At 50.9% G+C, this 15,734-nt stretch carries 17 protein-coding genes and 1 pseudogene; 7 read left to right on the top strand and 11 right to left on the bottom strand.

Features of this window, described 5'->3' with window-relative positions:
• Window positions 1-47 precede the first annotated feature (47 nt).
• Window positions 48-1,733, bottom strand: a pseudogene (ppsA, locus tag AC6R1A_RS05195) (phosphoenolpyruvate synthase); the annotation flags it as partial.
• A 157-nt stretch (window positions 1,734-1,890) separates the two neighbouring features.
• Between ppsA and ppsR the strand changes: the two are divergent.
• Entirely contained in the window at window positions 1,891-2,727 is an 837-nt protein-coding gene (gene ppsR / locus AC6R1A_RS05190) for a posphoenolpyruvate synthetase regulatory kinase/phosphorylase PpsR (protein ID WP_500633274.1), read from the top strand.
• A gap of 3 nt (window positions 2,728-2,730) precedes the next feature.
• Here ppsR and AC6R1A_RS05185 read toward each other — a convergent pair whose 3' ends face one another.
• From AC6R1A_RS05185 to AC6R1A_RS05160, 6 genes are all read right to left on the bottom strand, one after another.
• Window positions 2,731-3,513: a heme ABC transporter ATP-binding protein gene (locus tag AC6R1A_RS05185; RefSeq protein ID WP_500633270.1), complete on the bottom strand. Its 783-nt coding sequence runs from the start codon at window positions 3,511-3,513 to the stop codon at window positions 2,731-2,733.
• Entirely contained in the window at window positions 3,513-4,550 is a 1,038-nt protein-coding gene (locus tag AC6R1A_RS05180; protein WP_500630877.1) for a FecCD family ABC transporter permease, read from the bottom strand. The genes AC6R1A_RS05185 and AC6R1A_RS05180 overlap by 1 nt, the downstream gene beginning before the upstream one ends.
• 78 nt (window positions 4,551-4,628) lie before the next feature.
• Window positions 4,629-5,561, bottom strand: a complete 933-nt coding sequence (locus AC6R1A_RS05175; RefSeq protein ID WP_500630876.1) for a heme/hemin ABC transporter substrate-binding protein — start codon at window positions 5,559-5,561, stop codon at window positions 4,629-4,631.
• Between the two features lie 19 nt (window positions 5,562-5,580).
• Window positions 5,581-5,994 (bottom strand): ExbD/TolR family protein, encoded by a 414-nt coding sequence (locus tag AC6R1A_RS05170; RefSeq protein ID WP_334553309.1) that lies wholly within the window; start codon window positions 5,992-5,994, stop codon window positions 5,581-5,583.
• Complete coding sequence (locus AC6R1A_RS05165; protein WP_500630875.1) at window positions 5,991-6,701, bottom strand: MotA/TolQ/ExbB proton channel family protein; 711 nt, start codon at window positions 6,699-6,701, stop codon at window positions 5,991-5,993. Before AC6R1A_RS05165 ends, AC6R1A_RS05170 begins: the two co-directional genes overlap by 4 nt.
• On the bottom strand, window positions 6,701-7,582 hold the full coding sequence (locus AC6R1A_RS05160; RefSeq protein ID WP_500630874.1) for an energy transducer TonB: 882 nt from the start codon (window positions 7,580-7,582) through the stop codon (window positions 6,701-6,703). Before AC6R1A_RS05160 ends, AC6R1A_RS05165 begins: the two co-directional genes overlap by 1 nt.
• 166 nt (window positions 7,583-7,748) lie before the next feature.
• On the opposite strand from AC6R1A_RS05160, the gene AC6R1A_RS05155 reads away from it, so the two are divergent.
• The 3 genes from AC6R1A_RS05155 to hutZ all read left to right on the top strand — a co-directional run bounded on the left by AC6R1A_RS05155 (window position 7,749) and on the right by hutZ (window position 9,071).
• Window positions 7,749-7,949: a hypothetical protein gene (locus tag AC6R1A_RS05155; RefSeq protein WP_500630873.1), complete on the top strand. Its 201-nt coding sequence runs from the start codon at window positions 7,749-7,751 to the stop codon at window positions 7,947-7,949.
• On the top strand, window positions 7,949-8,479 hold the full coding sequence (gene hutX / locus AC6R1A_RS05150) for a heme utilization cystosolic carrier protein HutX (protein WP_500633271.1): 531 nt from the start codon (window positions 7,949-7,951) through the stop codon (window positions 8,477-8,479). Before AC6R1A_RS05155 ends, hutX begins: the two co-directional genes overlap by 1 nt.
• 61 nt (window positions 8,480-8,540) lie before the next feature.
• Window positions 8,541-9,071 (top strand): heme utilization protein HutZ, encoded by a 531-nt coding sequence (gene hutZ, locus AC6R1A_RS05145; RefSeq protein WP_487902734.1) that lies wholly within the window; start codon window positions 8,541-8,543, stop codon window positions 9,069-9,071.
• Between the two features lie 141 nt (window positions 9,072-9,212).
• Here hutZ and AC6R1A_RS05140 read toward each other — a convergent pair whose 3' ends face one another.
• Window positions 9,213-10,628: an aminotransferase-like domain-containing protein gene (locus AC6R1A_RS05140; RefSeq protein ID WP_500633272.1), complete on the bottom strand. Its 1,416-nt coding sequence runs from the start codon at window positions 10,626-10,628 to the stop codon at window positions 9,213-9,215.
• A gap of 99 nt (window positions 10,629-10,727) precedes the next feature.
• On the opposite strand from AC6R1A_RS05140, the gene AC6R1A_RS05135 reads away from it, so the two are divergent.
• Window positions 10,728-11,621, top strand: coding sequence for a DMT family transporter (locus AC6R1A_RS05135; protein WP_500630870.1), 894 nt, complete (start codon window positions 10,728-10,730; stop codon window positions 11,619-11,621).
• A 168-nt stretch (window positions 11,622-11,789) separates the two neighbouring features.
• Here the strand turns inward: AC6R1A_RS05135 and AC6R1A_RS05130 are convergent, their stop codons facing one another.
• Together AC6R1A_RS05130 and nadE are read right to left on the bottom strand one after the other, a co-directional pair.
• Window positions 11,790-12,338, bottom strand: a complete 549-nt coding sequence (locus AC6R1A_RS05130) for an MSHA operon transcriptional regulator (RefSeq protein ID WP_500630869.1) — start codon at window positions 12,336-12,338, stop codon at window positions 11,790-11,792.
• Window positions 12,339-12,662: 324 nt separating this feature from the next.
• Window positions 12,663-13,490, bottom strand: coding sequence for an NAD(+) synthase (gene nadE, locus AC6R1A_RS05125; protein WP_500630868.1), 828 nt, complete (start codon window positions 13,488-13,490; stop codon window positions 12,663-12,665).
• Between the two features lie 136 nt (window positions 13,491-13,626).
• On the opposite strand from nadE, the gene AC6R1A_RS05120 reads away from it, so the two are divergent.
• Window positions 13,627-14,139, top strand: a complete 513-nt coding sequence (locus AC6R1A_RS05120; protein WP_500633273.1) for a nicotinate-nicotinamide nucleotide adenylyltransferase — start codon at window positions 13,627-13,629, stop codon at window positions 14,137-14,139.
• 32 nt (window positions 14,140-14,171) lie between these two features.
• Window positions 14,172-14,675, top strand: a complete 504-nt coding sequence (locus AC6R1A_RS05115; RefSeq protein WP_334553329.1) for a hypothetical protein — start codon at window positions 14,172-14,174, stop codon at window positions 14,673-14,675.
• A gap of 162 nt (window positions 14,676-14,837) precedes the next feature.
• On the opposite strand, the gene AC6R1A_RS05110 is transcribed toward AC6R1A_RS05115, so the two are convergent.
• On the bottom strand, window positions 14,838-15,728 hold the full coding sequence (locus AC6R1A_RS05110) for a LysR family transcriptional regulator (protein ID WP_500637198.1): 891 nt from the start codon (window positions 15,726-15,728) through the stop codon (window positions 14,838-14,840).
• Window positions 15,729-15,734: the final 6 nt, after the last annotated feature.

Here is a 15,734-nt window from a genome sequence, read left to right as displayed (position 1 = left end):
TATTGCTAAGGTTAAGTGCAACTTTCCCACAGGTAGTTCCAGCACCTCAGTTTGCTGACGTAAAAGTCGATAGGGTCGTGATAGCCGCGGATACGTTGGCGGATCTGAGTTTTGAGCGCGTCGCTTTGCTGGTCAAAATTGAGCAATGCTTTCGGGTGGATGCCAATCATTTTATTGATGATGAACTCCAATCGCGCAAGACCAACGCCCTCATTGGGGATTTGGGCAAAGTCGAAAGCGCGATCTGGGTTACCGACGTTCATCATCACTTTGGTTGGCAAAAGAGGGAGCTCATCGACCGAAGAGCGTTTGATCTCAAACGTCAGCTCGCCTTCATAGACATAACCTGATTCGCCTTCTGCGCACGAGACGGTGACCGCCTGGCCACTGCAAAGGCGCTCCGTGGCGTCGCCGCAGCCAACGATGGCAGGAATGCCAAGCTCTCTCGCAATGATGGCCGCATGGCAAGTTCGCCCACCACGGTTGGTGACGATGGCTGAGGCTTTTTTCATCACCGGCTCCCAATCGGGGTCGGTCATGTCGGTAACCAGCACGTCGCCTTCTTGGACTAAGCTCATTTCATCCAGTGAGTCGACAAGACGCACAGGACCTTGGCCGATACGTTGCCCAATCGCGCGTCCTTCGACCAGCACGTTTGCTTTGTCGTTAAGCTCATAGCGCTCAATGACGTTTTGTTCATTCTGAGAGCAGACTGTTTCTGGCCTCGCTTGGACGATATAGAGTTTGCCATCAATGCCGTCTTTGGCCCATTCAATGTCCATCGGGCGTTGATAATGACGCTCGATGATCATCGCTTGTTGGGCAAGCTGTTTGATTTCTTCATCGGTCAGAGAAAACTGTTCCCGTTCCTTCTCGTTGGTATCGACAATCTCGACTTGTTTGCCAATCGTGGTGTCATTGGCGTAGATCATCTTGATCAGTTTTGAGCCGAAGGTTTTCTTCACAATCGGTTGGTGACCGGCTTCGAGAAGCGGTTTATGGACGTAGAATTCGTCTGGGTTTACCGCCCCTTGAACCACCATTTCTCCCAACCCCCACGCCGAGGTGATGAACACCACTTGGTCAAAGCCCGATTCGGTATCTAAGGTAAACATGACGCCGGAGGCCGCTTTGTCGGACCGCACCATGCGCTGGATCCCTGCAGACAGGGCGATGCCGCGGTGATCAAAGCCTTGGTGCACACGATAAGAGATCGCGCGGTCATTAAAGAGCGAGGCATAGACGTGCTTGGTCGCTTCGAGTACGCCTTCTACACCGGTGACATTGAGGAAGGTCTCTTGTTGTCCGGCAAAGGAGGCGTCGGGAAGATCTTCGGCAGTGGCAGAAGAGCGCACTGCGACGGAAAGCTCGGGGTTACCGTCGACCAATTGCAGATAATGCTCACGTATATCGGCTTCGAGGTCGGCGGGGAATGGCGCATCAAGCACCCATTGTCGTATGGTGGCGCCGGTTTGGCGTAGGGCTTCAACATCGTCGACGTTCAGGTCATCGAGCAGTTGGTGAATTCGGTCATCTAGGCCTTCAAAGTCGAGGAAGCGGTTAAACGCATAAGAGGTGGTGGCAAAGCCGTTGGGGACGCTCACGCCCGCATTGGCTAGGTTGGACACCATCTCTCCGAGGGACGCATTTTTACCGCCGACTTTGTCGACATCATCCATGGATAGACCATTAAACCAGAGGGTGTTCTTTTGCATGTCTTTCTCCAGAAACATTGCAGCTTGTAGGGACTTAAAGCAAACGATTACGTATCAACTTAAAAAAAGGCGAACCAATTTAAAAAGCTGTGGGGGACGTAATAGTCAGCAGGGTTTTATTATCGATATTATGAATGTCATCCTACTCAACATTATTTTAGCTATTCAACAAACCATGCAAATTGATAGTCAAAGTCGTGATGTATTCTATGTTTCTGATGGCACGGCACTCACGTGCGAGACATTAGGACATGTCGTTTTGGGGCAGTTCTCTTTTCACGCGAATGAAAAGACCTTTCCGTTCGTGGAAAGTGAAGAGAAATTGGCGGCGCTAGTTAAAGAGATTGACGCCTCGTATCGTACCCACGGCGTCAAGCCGCTGGTGTTTTTCTCTATGGTGATTGGTGAACTAAGGGCCAAGCTATTGCAGGCTCCGGCGCATTGCTACGACGTATTGGAAAGCTTGGTGCAAAAAGTCCAAGACGATATTCAGATGGAGGCCAAACCCAAGTTGCAACGTTCGCGCAGTGTCAGTAAAGATTCACATCGCTATTTTGACCGCATTGCCGCCATTGAATACACCCTTGCACATGATGATGGCATTACTCTCAGAGGCTTGGATGAGGCGGACATCATTTTATTGGGCGTGTCGCGCAGCGGTAAAACACCGACCAGTCTCTACATGGCGATGCAGTTTGGTTTGCGGGTCGTGAACTACCCGTTTATCGAGCAAGATATTCAGCGTTTGAGGTTATTGCCGGAGTTTGAAGTGGTGCGGCACAAATTGTTCGGCCTCACTATCGATTCCGAGCGCCTAACGCAGATTCGCCAGAACCGACTGGCTGACAGCGATTACGCAAGTAGTCAGCAGTGCCAACAAGAGCTTGAACATGTTGAAGCACTGTTTCGCCGTGAGGCCATTCCCTACATCAACACCACCTCGTTATCCGTGGAAGAAATTTGCGCGCGTGTATTGGATCGCGCCGGCTTAAGACGGCGCCTGCTCTCTTAAGATTTACGCAGCGGGCATTACCATGGGGAAGTCCAACGAGGGATGGCGATTGATTAATGCTTGGTAGCCGTACACCTGCTCGATGAGACTTGGCGTTAACGCTTGCCAAGGTTTGGCGTCACAAGCAATTTTTCCCTGATGCAGAATCACAAGTCGATCGGCGTATTGCGCCGCGAGGTTGAGGTCGTGCAACACGACGACGACGGCGGTATGGTGTTCATCGGCTAATTGGCGTGCAATTCGCAGTGTGTTGTGCTGATGGGCCAGATCCAGTGCGGAGGTCGGTTCGTCGAGCATGAGGATTTTTTTCTCAGCGGACTGATCGAGTTGGACTAACACTCGCGCGAGATGCACGCGCTGTTTCTCTCCGCCAGACAGGGAGGGGTACAAGCGTTCACTCAGGTGGCTGACATCGGTGAGCGACATGTACTTAGCCGCTACCGCTTGGGTCTGTTTGTGCGCCAAGTTGAGCGGTATTGCCCCAAGCTCCACCACTTCATGGGCAAGAAACGGAAAACTCAGGGTACTGTGCTGAGGAAGCATGCCTAAGTGTCTGGCCAGTTCATCATTTGGCCATTGGTTTGCTGCGCGGCCAAAATAGCGAATATCGTGACGTGAAGGGATCTCCCGACACAACAATTTCAGCAAGGTACTTTTCCCCGCGCCGTTTGGCCCGAGCAGCGCAGTCACTTCTCCGGCGTGAATATCAAGGTCGATGTTATCCAATACACAGCGCTGACCAAAGTGCATCGACAGACCTTGAGCGGAGATGGATGGAGCGTCCATTACAAAATCTTCCCTTTTTGTTGAAACAGCAGATAGATGAAAAACGGTGCGCCAATGATCGCCGTGACGATGCCTACAGGCAGTTCAGCTGGGGCGACCGCAACACGAGAAAACATATCGGCAAAGGTAAGCAGCAGTGCGCCCATCAGTGCAGAGATAGGCAACAGGCTGCGGTGATCTGGTCCGGTCAACATGCGTCCTAAATGGGGAATCACTAAGCCAATAAAGCCGATCATCCCTGAGACGCTCACCGTGACCCCAACGCCAATGGCGGTCAGTAGAATCAACTGACGTTTGAGACGCTGAACGGCGATGCCAAGATGCGCCGCCTCCGCTTCGCCAAGCAAGAGAGCATTGAGCGCCATCGCCCGTCGATAAAAGCAAGCGCCAAGAATCAGCAAGGTGACGCTACAAAGCGCAAGGCTTGTGAGGTTTGCGCCCGCCAGTGAGCCCATCGACCAGAGCGACAGATCGCGCAACATTTGATCGTCCGCGATGAAATTCATATAGCCAATGCCTGCCCCAGAGAGGGCACTGATCGCTACCCCTGCTAGCAGCATGATGGTGACAGACGTCCCGAGCTTACTGGTGCCCAATTTGTAGACCAGGACCGTGGTTAACGCGCCGCCCAAAAAAGCAAACATGGGCAGTGCGGCGATATTCATCAAGGTTGGGTATTCGGCGAACACATCGGCAAACATCACAATGGCGATCGCTGCCCCTAAGGAGGCCCCAGCAGAGACACCAATGATCCCCGGCTCGGCCAGTGGGTTGCGAAACAGCCCCTGCATCACCGTGCCGCACAGGGCTAAAATCGCGCCGACTAACATACACAGTAGGGTACGCGGAAAGCGAATTTCATGGATCACCAAATGCACGTGCGGTGCCAGTTGCTCCGATTTAAGCAACAAGCTCTGTACACTCTCGATAAATCCAATATTCATTGGCCCAACGGTGATTGAGCTGATCGCTGTGATAAGCAGCAAGACAGCAAAAAGACCGAGCGTAATGGGTAGCGGGATTCTTTTCAAAATCATAGGTTTAATATCATAGCGTTAAAGTCACAATCCAGTCTTGTATGTTGCCAGTCTGAGGCTTGTCGCTTGAGTGGCGGGTTATAGCAGCAACGCGCTGATGCGCTCCGCTTCAGCCAAACTTTTCAGCCCCAATCCACCGACTAAAGCATGACCATCAATTTGGATGAAGGCTTTGTTTTGACCCGCAGGTGTGGCGGCGAGCATCGGTAACTTTTTTAATATCTCATCCGCACCGCCCAAGCTTTGGTAGCTGCGGCCACTGACGAGGATAATGTCGGGTTGCATCTCGACCATCGCCTCACTCGACAGCGGTTTGTAGGAAGAAAGTGTCGAAGCTGCAGGGTTAATGCCGCCCGCAAGTTCAATAATCGCGTTAGGCGTGGTGTCGGCACCGGCGACGTTGGCGGGGCGACCTTCATGTATCAACAAAAACAGCACTTTTTTCGGCGTCGCGATCTGCTGACGGCGCTGCTCTAAATTGGCCAGTTGACGCTCGACATTCTGCTTGAGTTGCGCAGCATGCTCGCTAGAATCCGTCAGCGCGGCAATCTCATCAATGCGCTCAAGTAGACCTTCGGCAGTCGGTTTGGTGTTGACAATATCCACCGCGACGCCCGCTGATTTAAGCTGAGCGAGCGCAGAAGCGGGGCCCATTTCATCGGAGCCAATGAGTCGATTCGGGCCTAAAGCCAATAGCCCCTCTGATGACAGTTGGCGATGATAGCCAATTTTGGGTAGTGTGAGTCCCTCTGGCAGCTCACTGGTGACATCCACCGCAACGAGACTTTGCTGCTGGTCTAGCGCAATCAATAGCTCAGTAACGGCGCTGCCGGCGCTTATGATGCGCTCACTTGCCATCGCATGGTGAGAGAAGGCGGTGAGCGAGAGCGCACACAGTGACACCGCCGCAGTGAGGCGGCCGATCGTGCGTCCCCATCTTGCTTTTGAGAAAGTTCGTGTAGCACGCGCTGTCTGGCTAGGGTGCTGAGATAGTGTGGTACGTTGAGTCATAAACAAGGTTTGCCTTAAATTAATTGGGCTGCTCAGTCAGCAGCTGCGTGGCTTGAATGCCGTTTTCTTGTAAGTAGGCCAGCAGTTTGACCAAATGCTGAACGTCGGCGGTTTTCTCTGCGCCGATAACGATCGGTTGCGGGTTCGATTGGTGTTGCTCGAGCAAAGCGAGCGTAAAGTTGTGCCAATCGAGATAGGTTTGGCCGTCTATCGCCCAATGCGGCGCCGCATCGAGAATGTTGATGGTCAGAGAGCGCTTATCCACCGTAGACACCTGATTCGAGTCTGTGGTGGGCAGATCCACTTCCAATGAATCAAGTTTTACCGCCGCGGTCAGCATCAAAAACACCATCACGATGAAGATGATGTCGAGCAGTGGTGTGAGATCCGGTGTCAGCCCAAATCGTGATTCATTTTGGGGTAACTTGATCATGCGTTCACTCGCTTTTCTCGGATGGGGTGAACATGCTCATCAGAGTTTTTGGTCACGGTCATCGGTGGTGTATTGGCTTGCACGCTGACCCCTTCCAACCATAAATTGACGTAATTTAATGTGTGCTCGAGCTTGGCGGTAACGCGGTCGGCCCACAATCCCAGCAACTGCGCGCCAGCGATGGCGGGCAGCGCGATCAAAAGCCCTGCAGCGGTGGTACGCATGGCGAGGCCAAGGCCGTCAGCCAGATCATTGGGCGTGATGTTACCCGAAGAGGCCGCCACGCCTTTAAACATCTCAATCAGCCCAAGCACGGTGCCGAGCAATCCGATCAACGGGCTGATGACGCCAATCAAGGTCAATAGGCGCAACCCAGAATTGAGCTGGTGGCGTTTTTCTTGTAACCACATCCCGGCCACATCTTCTCGAAGTGACTTCGCAAAGGAGTGGTGGGCTAAGACCATGGCCACACCCTTGAAAAGTAGCGGGCGACGTGGTGACCAACGTTTCGCAAGTTGCTCAATGGCTTGATTGTCCGTCGGGCTCAGTTGGTTGAGTTCTCTTGATACGGCGCGCTTGCCAACACCGGTGCTAACCAGAACTTGGAACAAGCGTTCGAGGATGATCATGACCGTCAGTGCAGAGCAGAAAATCAAGGGCCAAGCCATAAGGCCCAGTTGTTGCTGTATTTGTTCAATGTGTTCCATTATCGATCCAACTTAAAACGAACGGGAATATGCACGCGGTGGGCCATGGAGTGCCCATTCACAGTGTGAGGAGAAAACTGCCACTGCTTAATCGCATCCAACGCGGATTTATCGAGCAAGGTGGCTCCGGATGAGCTGATAAGCACCTGTTTGACTTGATTTCCTTCATCGTCGAGCCAAATTTCATACAAAGCGACGCCTTCCAAGCCCCGTTTTCTCGCCAGTCTTGGGTAGTGAGGCGCGGTTGGGCGACTCAAGAAAGAGGGCTTCTCGACCAAGATGGGCTGCGCGCTGGCGCCTTGATTGGCTTTTTGTGGGACCTTTGCGGTGTCCGTTGGGGCAGGCTCAGCCGGTGTTGCTTCTGTTGGCTTGGCGTTGGCAGGCGCTGCCTGAGTATTGGCCACCTTGGCAGTTTCTTTCGGCTTAGGCGCCGCCTTTTTTGGGGGCGTTTTCGCCACGACTGGTTTCGTCGTTTCTTGTTTGGCGACCACCTTTTTGATTGGGTCTTTGCTGACCGGCTTTTTCACTATTGTTTTTTCTGGTCTAACCGCAGCTTTGTCTGGCCTCACTACAGCTGTGTCCGGTTTCACAATAGCTGTGTCTGTCTTCACCGCAGGTTTATCTGGCGTGGACATCGGTGTCGGGATCGGCTCGGCAATAGCTGCCGCTTCGATCGGTGCAGGTTCCGGTTTCACGGGCAGGTCGGCCTCTGGCGAGACACTAGGCGCTGGAACTGCCGCTGCTTTAAAGTTAATTGAGACACTTTGAGACTGCGTTCCCGCGGGCATCGCAAATACTTTCGCTTCATGAGCGACGAGTAATATGGCCCCGTGAACCGCTAGTGAGAGCGTTCCTGCGATAGTGTAGCGTTTGACATTCACGGTGAATTCTCTTGTCCGACATCAACAAATTGCCAAGATTATTACTTACAATGCAAATAAGATCAATTATCAATTGCATTATCATTAACGCGGAATTATGATCTTGTCCAGTTTTTAAGATTTTGGCGCGAAGCAAGAGCTGACAAGCGCTAAGCGAGTAAATAGCATGTTGGATATCCATCAATTTGATGAATCAGTGCTCGGTAAAGAAACCTCTGATCCGTTGCATTTTGCCTTCGCGGATAAAACCTCAAGACTTGGCACAAGCGGCGATCAAGGTTCTACAATTTTATTATCAACCCGCCTCAATGAGCCCTCATCATGTCGGTTCAATCGCTTAGAAATGGAACGTTTATGGATTCAGTAATGACAAAGACCCAACAGCCAGACACGCTTGCTCAGCAAGTCGCAGCGCTATTAGACAGCGACCCAGCATTATTGCCTGCTGCCATCGCAGAGCAGTTAGGAGTCAGTGAGTATGACGTGGTGGCCGCTTTGCCGACGGAGATGGTGACCTTGATCTCGGGCGACCATGCGCAAGTTATGCTGGAAGCGTTGGTTGACTTTGGGCCAGTGACGACAATAGTCCACTCATTTGGCTCTATTTTTGAAGTAAAAGCGCCGTTTCCAAAAGGGAAAGTGGCCCGCGGCTACTACAACCTAATAGGACGCGAAGGTCAGATGCATGGGCATCTCAAACTCGAAAACGTACTTGCGATTGCCTTAGTCAGTAAGCCTTTTATGGGACGTGAGAGCCACTATTTTGGTTTCTTTAGTCAAGAGGGCAACAACATCTTCAAGATCTACTTGGGGCGCAATGAAAAACGTGAACTCATTGCGAGTCAGGTTGAACAGTTTCACCAGTGGCATGCGCATTATAAAGGTTTATCAAAGTAGCCGCGCACGGCCAGGACTTAACAACAATCATAAAATTGAGAAAGACAATCAGGAGCTCAACATGGAACAACAGGTCAAGCAGGAACGCTTGCAAGGTCGCTTAGGTCCAGAAATCAAAGAATTTCGTCAAGCGCGTAAGACATTGCAGTTGGCGACAGTCGACGAACATGGCAAACCCAATGTCAGTTACGCGCCGTTTGTACAAAATCAAGAGGGATACTTTGTGCTGATTTCTGAGATTGCCCGTCACGCGCGCAATTTGCAGGCGAATCCGACGGTGTCCATCATGTTGATTGAAGATGAAGACAGCTCCAAGCAACTCTTTGCTCGCAAGCGCTTAACCTTTGATGCCACTGCACACGTTGTGGAGCGAGAAAGCGAGCAATGGCGACAAGTGATCGCGCAGATGCAAGAGCGCTTTGGTGAGATCATTGATGGCTTGAGTCAGTTGCAAGACTTTGTGCTGTTTAATCTCAAAGCAGAGCAGGGCTTGTTCGTTAAGGGATTTGGTCAGGCGTATCAGGTATCTGGTGACGATTTGGTGGATTTTGTCCACCTGCAAGAAGGGCATCGCAAAGCCTCTAACGCGTAATATAGTCAGGTGCTTAAAGTCATCATCTGCTTAAAGCCATTATCCGCTTAAAGAAAGCTGCCGCCTAAATCAATCAGCGAAAAAGACAAAAGGGAGCCTGTGAGGGTAATCACAGGCTCCCTTTTACTTGTCTAACAAGACTCAGTGAGAGGATTGAGCGATGAGGCTTGCCAAATCCTCAATACCTTGCTGCCAATCCGCGGTGGAGGTTAAGTTGGCGCAGCTAAAGCGCATCGAGTGTTGGTACTGCGTGCCGGTGGCAAAGAGTGAGCCGGGCAGAAGGCTTATTCCACGTGGCTTCGCGTGTTGATAGATGGTTTGACTGTCGCAGTGGTCGGGCAAGGTTAGCCAGACTAAAAAAGAGCCTTGCGGTTGGTGTAGTGAATAGCGACCTGAAAGGGTGGGATAGCGCTGCAAGGCGAGATCCAACTGGGTGATAAACAGTTTAGTGTTGTGCTGATAGAGCCGGCGCATTTTCTGCACGTGCGAGCGGTATTTACCGGTGGTGAGAAACTCTGCCACGGCAGACTGCATCAGGTTAAGGCTGCCCATGTTATCGCTCATCAGGTAACGCTCAATCTGCGCTTGGTATTGACCCGCCATAATCCAGCCGATCCGCAACCGCGAATCGAGCATCTTCGAGAGCGAATTGACATAGATGACCCGGTTGTCCTTATCGAGTGTTTTCAGTGGCGTGATGCTTTGGTCGTAGGCCAATGCGCCAAACACATCATCTTCAATGATGGGCACCGCGCCTGACACCTCTAGTAATCGAATACGGGCCGCGAGTGGCATGCAGGCTCCCGTTGGGTTGGTAAAGTTGGGAGTGACTAAAATCGCCTTAATATCCCAGCGGTCAAGTGCTTGTTCAAGTGCGTTCGGATCTAAGCCATCTCGAGGACAACTCGGCACTTCTACCACTTTAAGGCCCAGCGATTCCATCAGTAGCAGATTGCCAAAGTAACAAGGCGATTCGACCGCGACGATGTCGCCTGGCTGTGTCAGTGCACGCAGGGCGAGGCTGATCGCTTGTTGGGCACCATGGGTGACAGACAAAGACTCACCGCGTGCATCCACCCCCAAATCATGACTTATTTTCGCCAGCTGCCGGATCAGCAAATCGTTCCCCGGTGGCAGTTGGTAATGGCTAGGAATGTGTGCTTGGCGTCGGCTGTGGCGGCCAATTTCGGCGTACAGGCTTTTGATCGCCGGTGTGTCGATAAAAGGGTGTGCAGACCCGGTTACGAGCCGTTCTTGGCTTGGGGTGTAGGTGAGAATCTCTTTGCAAGCGCTCAGTAAATCGACTTGCATGGGCCTTTGAGTGGGGGCCGGTGGTGTCGTTTTCGCGCTGACTCGGTAGCCCGATCTCTGCTGCGTATAAATCACGCCTTGCGCCTCGAGTTCTTGATAGGCACGAATGACGGTGTTTTTGCCCACGTCTAACTCCGTGCATAAAGTGCGGATAGAGGGCAATTTGTCATCACTGGCATATCGACCCTCCTCGATACCTTGGCGAATGAGCTGCTCTACTTGGCGATACTTGCTGCGACTGTCCATCTTTCTGTACCCATAAAACTAACCTGATCTGTGCCTTTAAAATCAACCTGTACCCACTACAGTAACGTTAAAACAGAATAAAAAGCGAGGAGAATGTGTATGTGGGCGCGATTGATCCCTTTTGTGTTTGTGGTGCTTTGGGCATCGGGGTTTGTTGGAGCAAGGTTTGGTCTTCAGTACGCCGAGCCAGCGACCTTGTTGTCACTGCGAATGATCGCCAACGTCGCGTTATTCCTGCTGTTGATTGTGCTACTTCGTCGTCGCTTGCCGAGAGGTAAAGCGTTACTTCATAGTGGCGTGGTAGGGCTGTTCATTCACGGCTTTTATCTCGGCGGTACGTACTTTGCGATCCATCTTGGTATGCCTGCGGGTCTTAGCTCTCTGTTGGTTGGTCTGCAACCCATTCTTACTGCGTTTTTGTTGGTGGTCTTTACTCAGCACTCGTTTAAACCCTCGCAGTGGTTAGGGCTGGTGATTGGGTTTGCGGGTATTAGCCTTGTGCTTATGGGTAAAATGGACTGGCAATCCGAGCAACACAAAACCTTAGCGGTTGCCGTCTGTTTGGTGTCGCTCATCGGCATTACATTGGGCACCCTGTACCAAAAGCGTTTTTGCCAAGGCGTGGATATGGTTGGAGGGGCCACCGTGCAGTATTTTGCCGCGGGACTGCTGTTTGTACCCGTCGCGCTGACCTTTGAAACCAATGTGATTGTTTGGTCTCCTGCCTTTATCATGACCTTGGTATGGATGGTGGTCGTGCTCTCTTGCATTGCGATTCTCTTGCTACTCTATATGGTGGAAAATGGCGTGGCGTCGAGTGTGGCGTCGGTGTTTTACCTGGTTCCGCCCGTCACCGCCTTCCAAGCGTGGTTGATGTTTGGTGAATCGTTCGATGCGATGGGCGTGATGGGCTTTGTTTTAGCCGCTTTGGCGGTATTCTTGGTCACCAAAGCACCAACTGTGCCGCGAATCAGAAAGTGGGCACGCGTCTAAAAACATCGCTAATTTGCAGCGCGGCATTGAACGGCTTAAATCGATGCCAGGTGAGCAAGGACAAAGCCGTTATCAAGAGATTTTAGCCAAATACGAGTGACGGACTGTGATGATAGCGGCCTCTAACGTCAGACTGATATCGTCAAGGCGGTGTAATCTCAGCGCCGTCTAGACGGTGTGCTTTTTCACGAAGTAGGGGTTAGCAAATTTCTTCGCTTGGCCGAGCTCTGACACCACCAATTTGTTCCACAGGGTTACGTCAAACTTCTCTTTTGGTATCGAGGGATAGAGTGTCTCTAGCTCTTCTAATGCGAAGCGCAAGAACTGTTTTTTCTTAATTTGATTGTATTTTTTCGCCACACGATTGTGCTTGGCGATGAACTCTTGTTTGAACGCGACCAGGGCTGGCGTCGCTTGCTCAAGCGGCACTCGAGAGAGGTAAATGCGTTTATACGACACCTTACGGTCCATCATGGTACGCATCGCGGTTTGAATATACTTACCATGCTCGGTGATGGAGATGTCCTGATTATCAAACAGGTTGACGCACCACCCCGCCGGGAAAAAATCAGGTTTACGGTACTGTTTATTACGCGCTTCAATAGCACGGTGAAGCACAATGTCTGATGTTCCGTTGAAGGTCTGCTGCCATTTGCCAATGCGAATTTGAATCGCCGTGGGTAAGCGATAAATATTGGTAAACTTATCTTGATCCATAAACAATCACACTTTTCTACAGTCAGCCACCTGGGCTGCAACATGCATGGTTTTTGGTTATTACGTCGCTCATTATCACCCAAGCCAACGCGACGTTAAGCGGCGCTTAATGGGTATATTAACGCGATAATGAAAGAAATTTGTTTGATCGGTCGCATTTTAGTGAAAACAGTGCCGAGGTGCTAGTCGTTTTATTGATACGACCAATAATAGCGAATAAAGCGGCTTAGGTGGACGTTGGGTAGGGGGAGGGCATAATTGGGTGATGGGTGGTGGGGCAGCGCGTGTGACGGGGCGTCAAACGCGCTGCATCTATCGATAAGATTAATCGTAGATGGTCGGGATAGGCTGACGTTTGTGCTGCGTGATGGTGTAGATGTGCACAAGACGCTGCGAGACTTCCTCTGATACCGGTTTCCCTTCTAGGAAATCATCGATCTGATCATAGGTGAGGTTCAACGCGTCTTCATCGGCTTTTTGTGGTGCCAGTTCTTCAAGATCCGCGGTTGGCGTCTTTTTCACTAATAGCTCTGGGGCGCCGAGGTGAGCTGCCACTTCACGAACTTGACGTTTGCTCAAACCAAATAGCGGTGCAAGGTCACAGGCGCCGTCGCCAAACTTGGTGTAAAAGCCAGTGATGTTTTCCGCTGAGTGATCGGTGCCGAGTACGAGCCCGCCCACATAGCCTGCGATCTCGTACTGCGCAACCATGCGCGCGCGCGCTTTCACGTTGCCTTTAACAAAATCCAATTTTGGTGCGTCAGTCGGTAGCAAGTCGGTGCCTTCAAGGGCGGTTTGTGTGGCGGCGTGAATACCATCCACACCCGCTTTAATATTGACGGAGACAGAATGTGTCGGCTCAATAAATTTCAATGCAATTTGGGCTTCATCTTCGTCTTTCTGTTCACCATAGGGCAATCGGACGGCAATGAACTGGTAACCGCCATCGGTTTCCTCATTGAGTTGGTTGACGGCTAGCTGAGCCAAGCGGCCACAAGTGGTGGAGTCCACCCCTCCACTGATCCCCAGTACCAAAGACTTGCAGCCTGCTTCTCGCAGTTTGCGTTTAATAAAATCGACTCGACGTGTCACTTCAAATTCAGGGTCAATTGAAGGTAAGACACGCATCTCATCGCGAATCAACTGTTCCATTGTGTTTCCTTCCTGCAAGCAATGTATTTTCAAATTTGCGGATATTCTTGATACCCTTAAAGCGTCTAGCCGATATCATACCAATTTGAACAGATTAGAAAACTGCTACGACCGTTTAGCAGCAGAAAGGAAGAAAATGAGCCATATTGCGGTGTTTGGAAGCGCGTTTAATCCACCCAGTTTAGGGCATAAAAGCGTCATAGAGTCGTTGACTCATTTTGATAAGGTGCTGCTCGTGCCAAGTATTGCCCATGCATGGGGCAAAGTGATGCTCGATTATGCGCTGCGTTGTGAACTGGTGGATGCGTTTATTGATGATCTCTCGCTGCCTAATGTCGAGCGATCGCCAATCGAAGAAAGTTTGCTTAGCCAAGATGGTGGCGTTACGACGTTTGCTGTCCTGCAAGCGTTAGAGGCGCAATACTCTAATGCCCATTTAACTTTTGTGATGGGGCCAGACAACTTATTAAACTTTGCCAAGTTTTATAACGCCGAGGAGATCCTAACTCGTTGGTCTGTATTGAGTTGTCCAGAAAAGGTGGCGATTCGCAGTACGGACATAAGAAATGCCCTACAGGACAAGTCGCCTATTTCCCACCTGACAACAGAAAAAGTGAATCGCATATTGAGTAAAAAAGCGTATTATTGAGGGTGTATTTAGTGGTTACATAAGAGATATGAATGCGTTTTTCTCAATATATAGGGTTTTGTTTTGGTGCAATGGCATTCGCATCACAAGCATGCGATTTATACGATTATTCGTATGAAGAGAAAAACAAGCCGTCCAACTCTCTGATGTTTCACTCAGCCCAAGGCCTCTGCTTTTCGATGCTAGATGGCATCGAGTACACGGTTAAAGCGCTCGACGATCTTGAGTTCTATCTCGATGATGACAGTCGAGACTACGCCTCTTACTGGGATGATTGGGTATTGAAAAGTGCCAGCAACCCAATTTTGTCCCGCCACTTATCGTCCAACTATTTTGGTATCGGCGTGTGGATGCCTTCTGAGCTCGAAGAGAAGATGGCCACGATGAGCATGGATGAGTGGTTACGCAATCATGGTTTGCAGTTCAGTGTCGGTTTTGGTGACAAAAAAGCCGGCGAGCCAAGAATGAGGCTCGACTACCGCTGGCATGATGACTACGAAGGCGATGTGATGATGACCATCGAAGTCCCTTTGTAATCTCGCCAATGATTGTGCGCCGTACCTTTGTTCAATCCCACTTCTGATTGTGTTTAGCCAAGCGATCGCCGCGACTGTGTTTGATCGTCAGCGGACTCTAGCGCTTTAACTATGGACAGGTTGCTCAATTGCTCAACTTCGCAGTGCGGGTGAGAACATCGTCTACAGAGGGACGCGCTCTTCAGAGAGTCTGGCCTTTAAATAATCGAGAAACAGTTGGGTTCGAGTGTGCTGATAATCAAGTTTTGGGTAGTACGCATACACCGTCGCTTCGTCGGCAGTGATGTCGGGCATGATCCGTTTTAACGCACCGGACTTGAGATCCTCTTTAATCATCACATCGTAAGTGAGCAAAATGCCCATGCCACTTTTGGCCGCATAAAACAGCGCCTCTGGATTGGTGGTGGCGAAATTTCCGGATAAACTCAAGCGCTGTCCTTGACTGAGTCTCACTTCACGCTGTGGGCGTTCTCCCCACATCAGAACATTATGATTGAGCAGATCATCCGCTGAGCTAGGTTCCCCATACTGCGCGATGTAGGACGGTGACGCATAGAAGGCGCCTTTGTGTTCAAACAAGGCGGAGGCTTTGAAACTCAGTGAGTTAAGCTGCTCGATTTCTCGGCTAATAAAAAGATCCAAACTCAATTCTGGCAGTTGGCCGGGGGTCGTCGTCAGCAACTGAATACGAATATCGGGATACATCTGCAAAAAATCATTGAGGTATTGGACAAGAAATTTCGACCCTATCGCCAAGGTCGCGCCAATTTTGAGTAGCCCAGCTGGGCTTTGATTGACCGAGCGCGTTTCATCGACGATCGATTGCCACTCATCCAATTGGACTTTAGCCCGCTGATAAAAAAGCGCGCCCGCTTCGGTTTGGGTGACTGAGCGCGTGGTGCGCTTTAACAGCTGGACACCGAGGCGCTCTTCAAGCCAGTGAATGCGCTTGCTGACCGCGGAGTTGGTGGTGTTGAGTTTACGCGCAGCGGCGCTAAAACTGCCTTCGTCTACGACACGAAGGTAACTGTGTACACTTTGAATCCAATCCATACTGGC

This window comes from Vibrio sp. R10-SG3-ISO3 (assembly GCF_059834225.1).
The sequence above is the reverse complement of the archived record's forward strand: the minus strand, read 5'-3'. Positions and strand labels throughout refer to the sequence as shown.

Coding starts and splice junctions, on each gene's coding strand:
- hutX (WP_500633271.1), top strand. CDS start 7,949: ATGACAAAGACCCAACAGCCAGACACGCTTGCTCAGCAAGTCGCAGCG.
- nadE (WP_500630868.1), bottom strand. CDS start 13,490: ATGGAACAGTTGATTCGCGATGAGATGCGTGTCTTACCTTCAATTGAC.
- AC6R1A_RS05165 (WP_500630875.1), bottom strand. CDS start 6,701: ATGGAACACATTGAACAAATACAGCAACAACTGGGCCTTATGGCTTGG.
- AC6R1A_RS05170 (WP_334553309.1), bottom strand. CDS start 5,994: ATGATCAAGTTACCCCAAAATGAATCACGATTTGGGCTGACACCGGAT.
- AC6R1A_RS05135 (WP_500630870.1), top strand. CDS start 10,728: ATGTGGGCGCGATTGATCCCTTTTGTGTTTGTGGTGCTTTGGGCATCG.
- AC6R1A_RS05185 (WP_500633270.1), bottom strand. CDS start 3,513: ATGGACGCTCCATCCATCTCCGCTCAAGGTCTGTCGATGCACTTTGGT.
- AC6R1A_RS05110 (WP_500637198.1), bottom strand. CDS start 15,728: ATGGATTGGATTCAAAGTGTACACAGTTACCTTCGTGTCGTAGACGAA.
- ppsR (WP_500633274.1), top strand. CDS start 1,891: ATGCAAATTGATAGTCAAAGTCGTGATGTATTCTATGTTTCTGATGGC.
- AC6R1A_RS05130 (WP_500630869.1), bottom strand. CDS start 12,338: ATGGATCAAGATAAGTTTACCAATATTTATCGCTTACCCACGGCGATT.
- AC6R1A_RS05115 (WP_334553329.1), top strand. CDS start 14,172: ATGCGTTTTTCTCAATATATAGGGTTTTGTTTTGGTGCAATGGCATTC.
- AC6R1A_RS05140 (WP_500633272.1), bottom strand. CDS start 10,628: ATGGACAGTCGCAGCAAGTATCGCCAAGTAGAGCAGCTCATTCGCCAA.
- AC6R1A_RS05175 (WP_500630876.1), bottom strand. CDS start 5,561: ATGACTCAACGTACCACACTATCTCAGCACCCTAGCCAGACAGCGCGT.
- AC6R1A_RS05155 (WP_500630873.1), top strand. CDS start 7,749: ATGTTGGATATCCATCAATTTGATGAATCAGTGCTCGGTAAAGAAACC.
- hutZ (WP_487902734.1), top strand. CDS start 8,541: ATGGAACAACAGGTCAAGCAGGAACGCTTGCAAGGTCGCTTAGGTCCA.
- AC6R1A_RS05120 (WP_500633273.1), top strand. CDS start 13,627: ATGAGCCATATTGCGGTGTTTGGAAGCGCGTTTAATCCACCCAGTTTA.
- AC6R1A_RS05180 (WP_500630877.1), bottom strand. CDS start 4,550: ATGATTTTGAAAAGAATCCCGCTACCCATTACGCTCGGTCTTTTTGCT.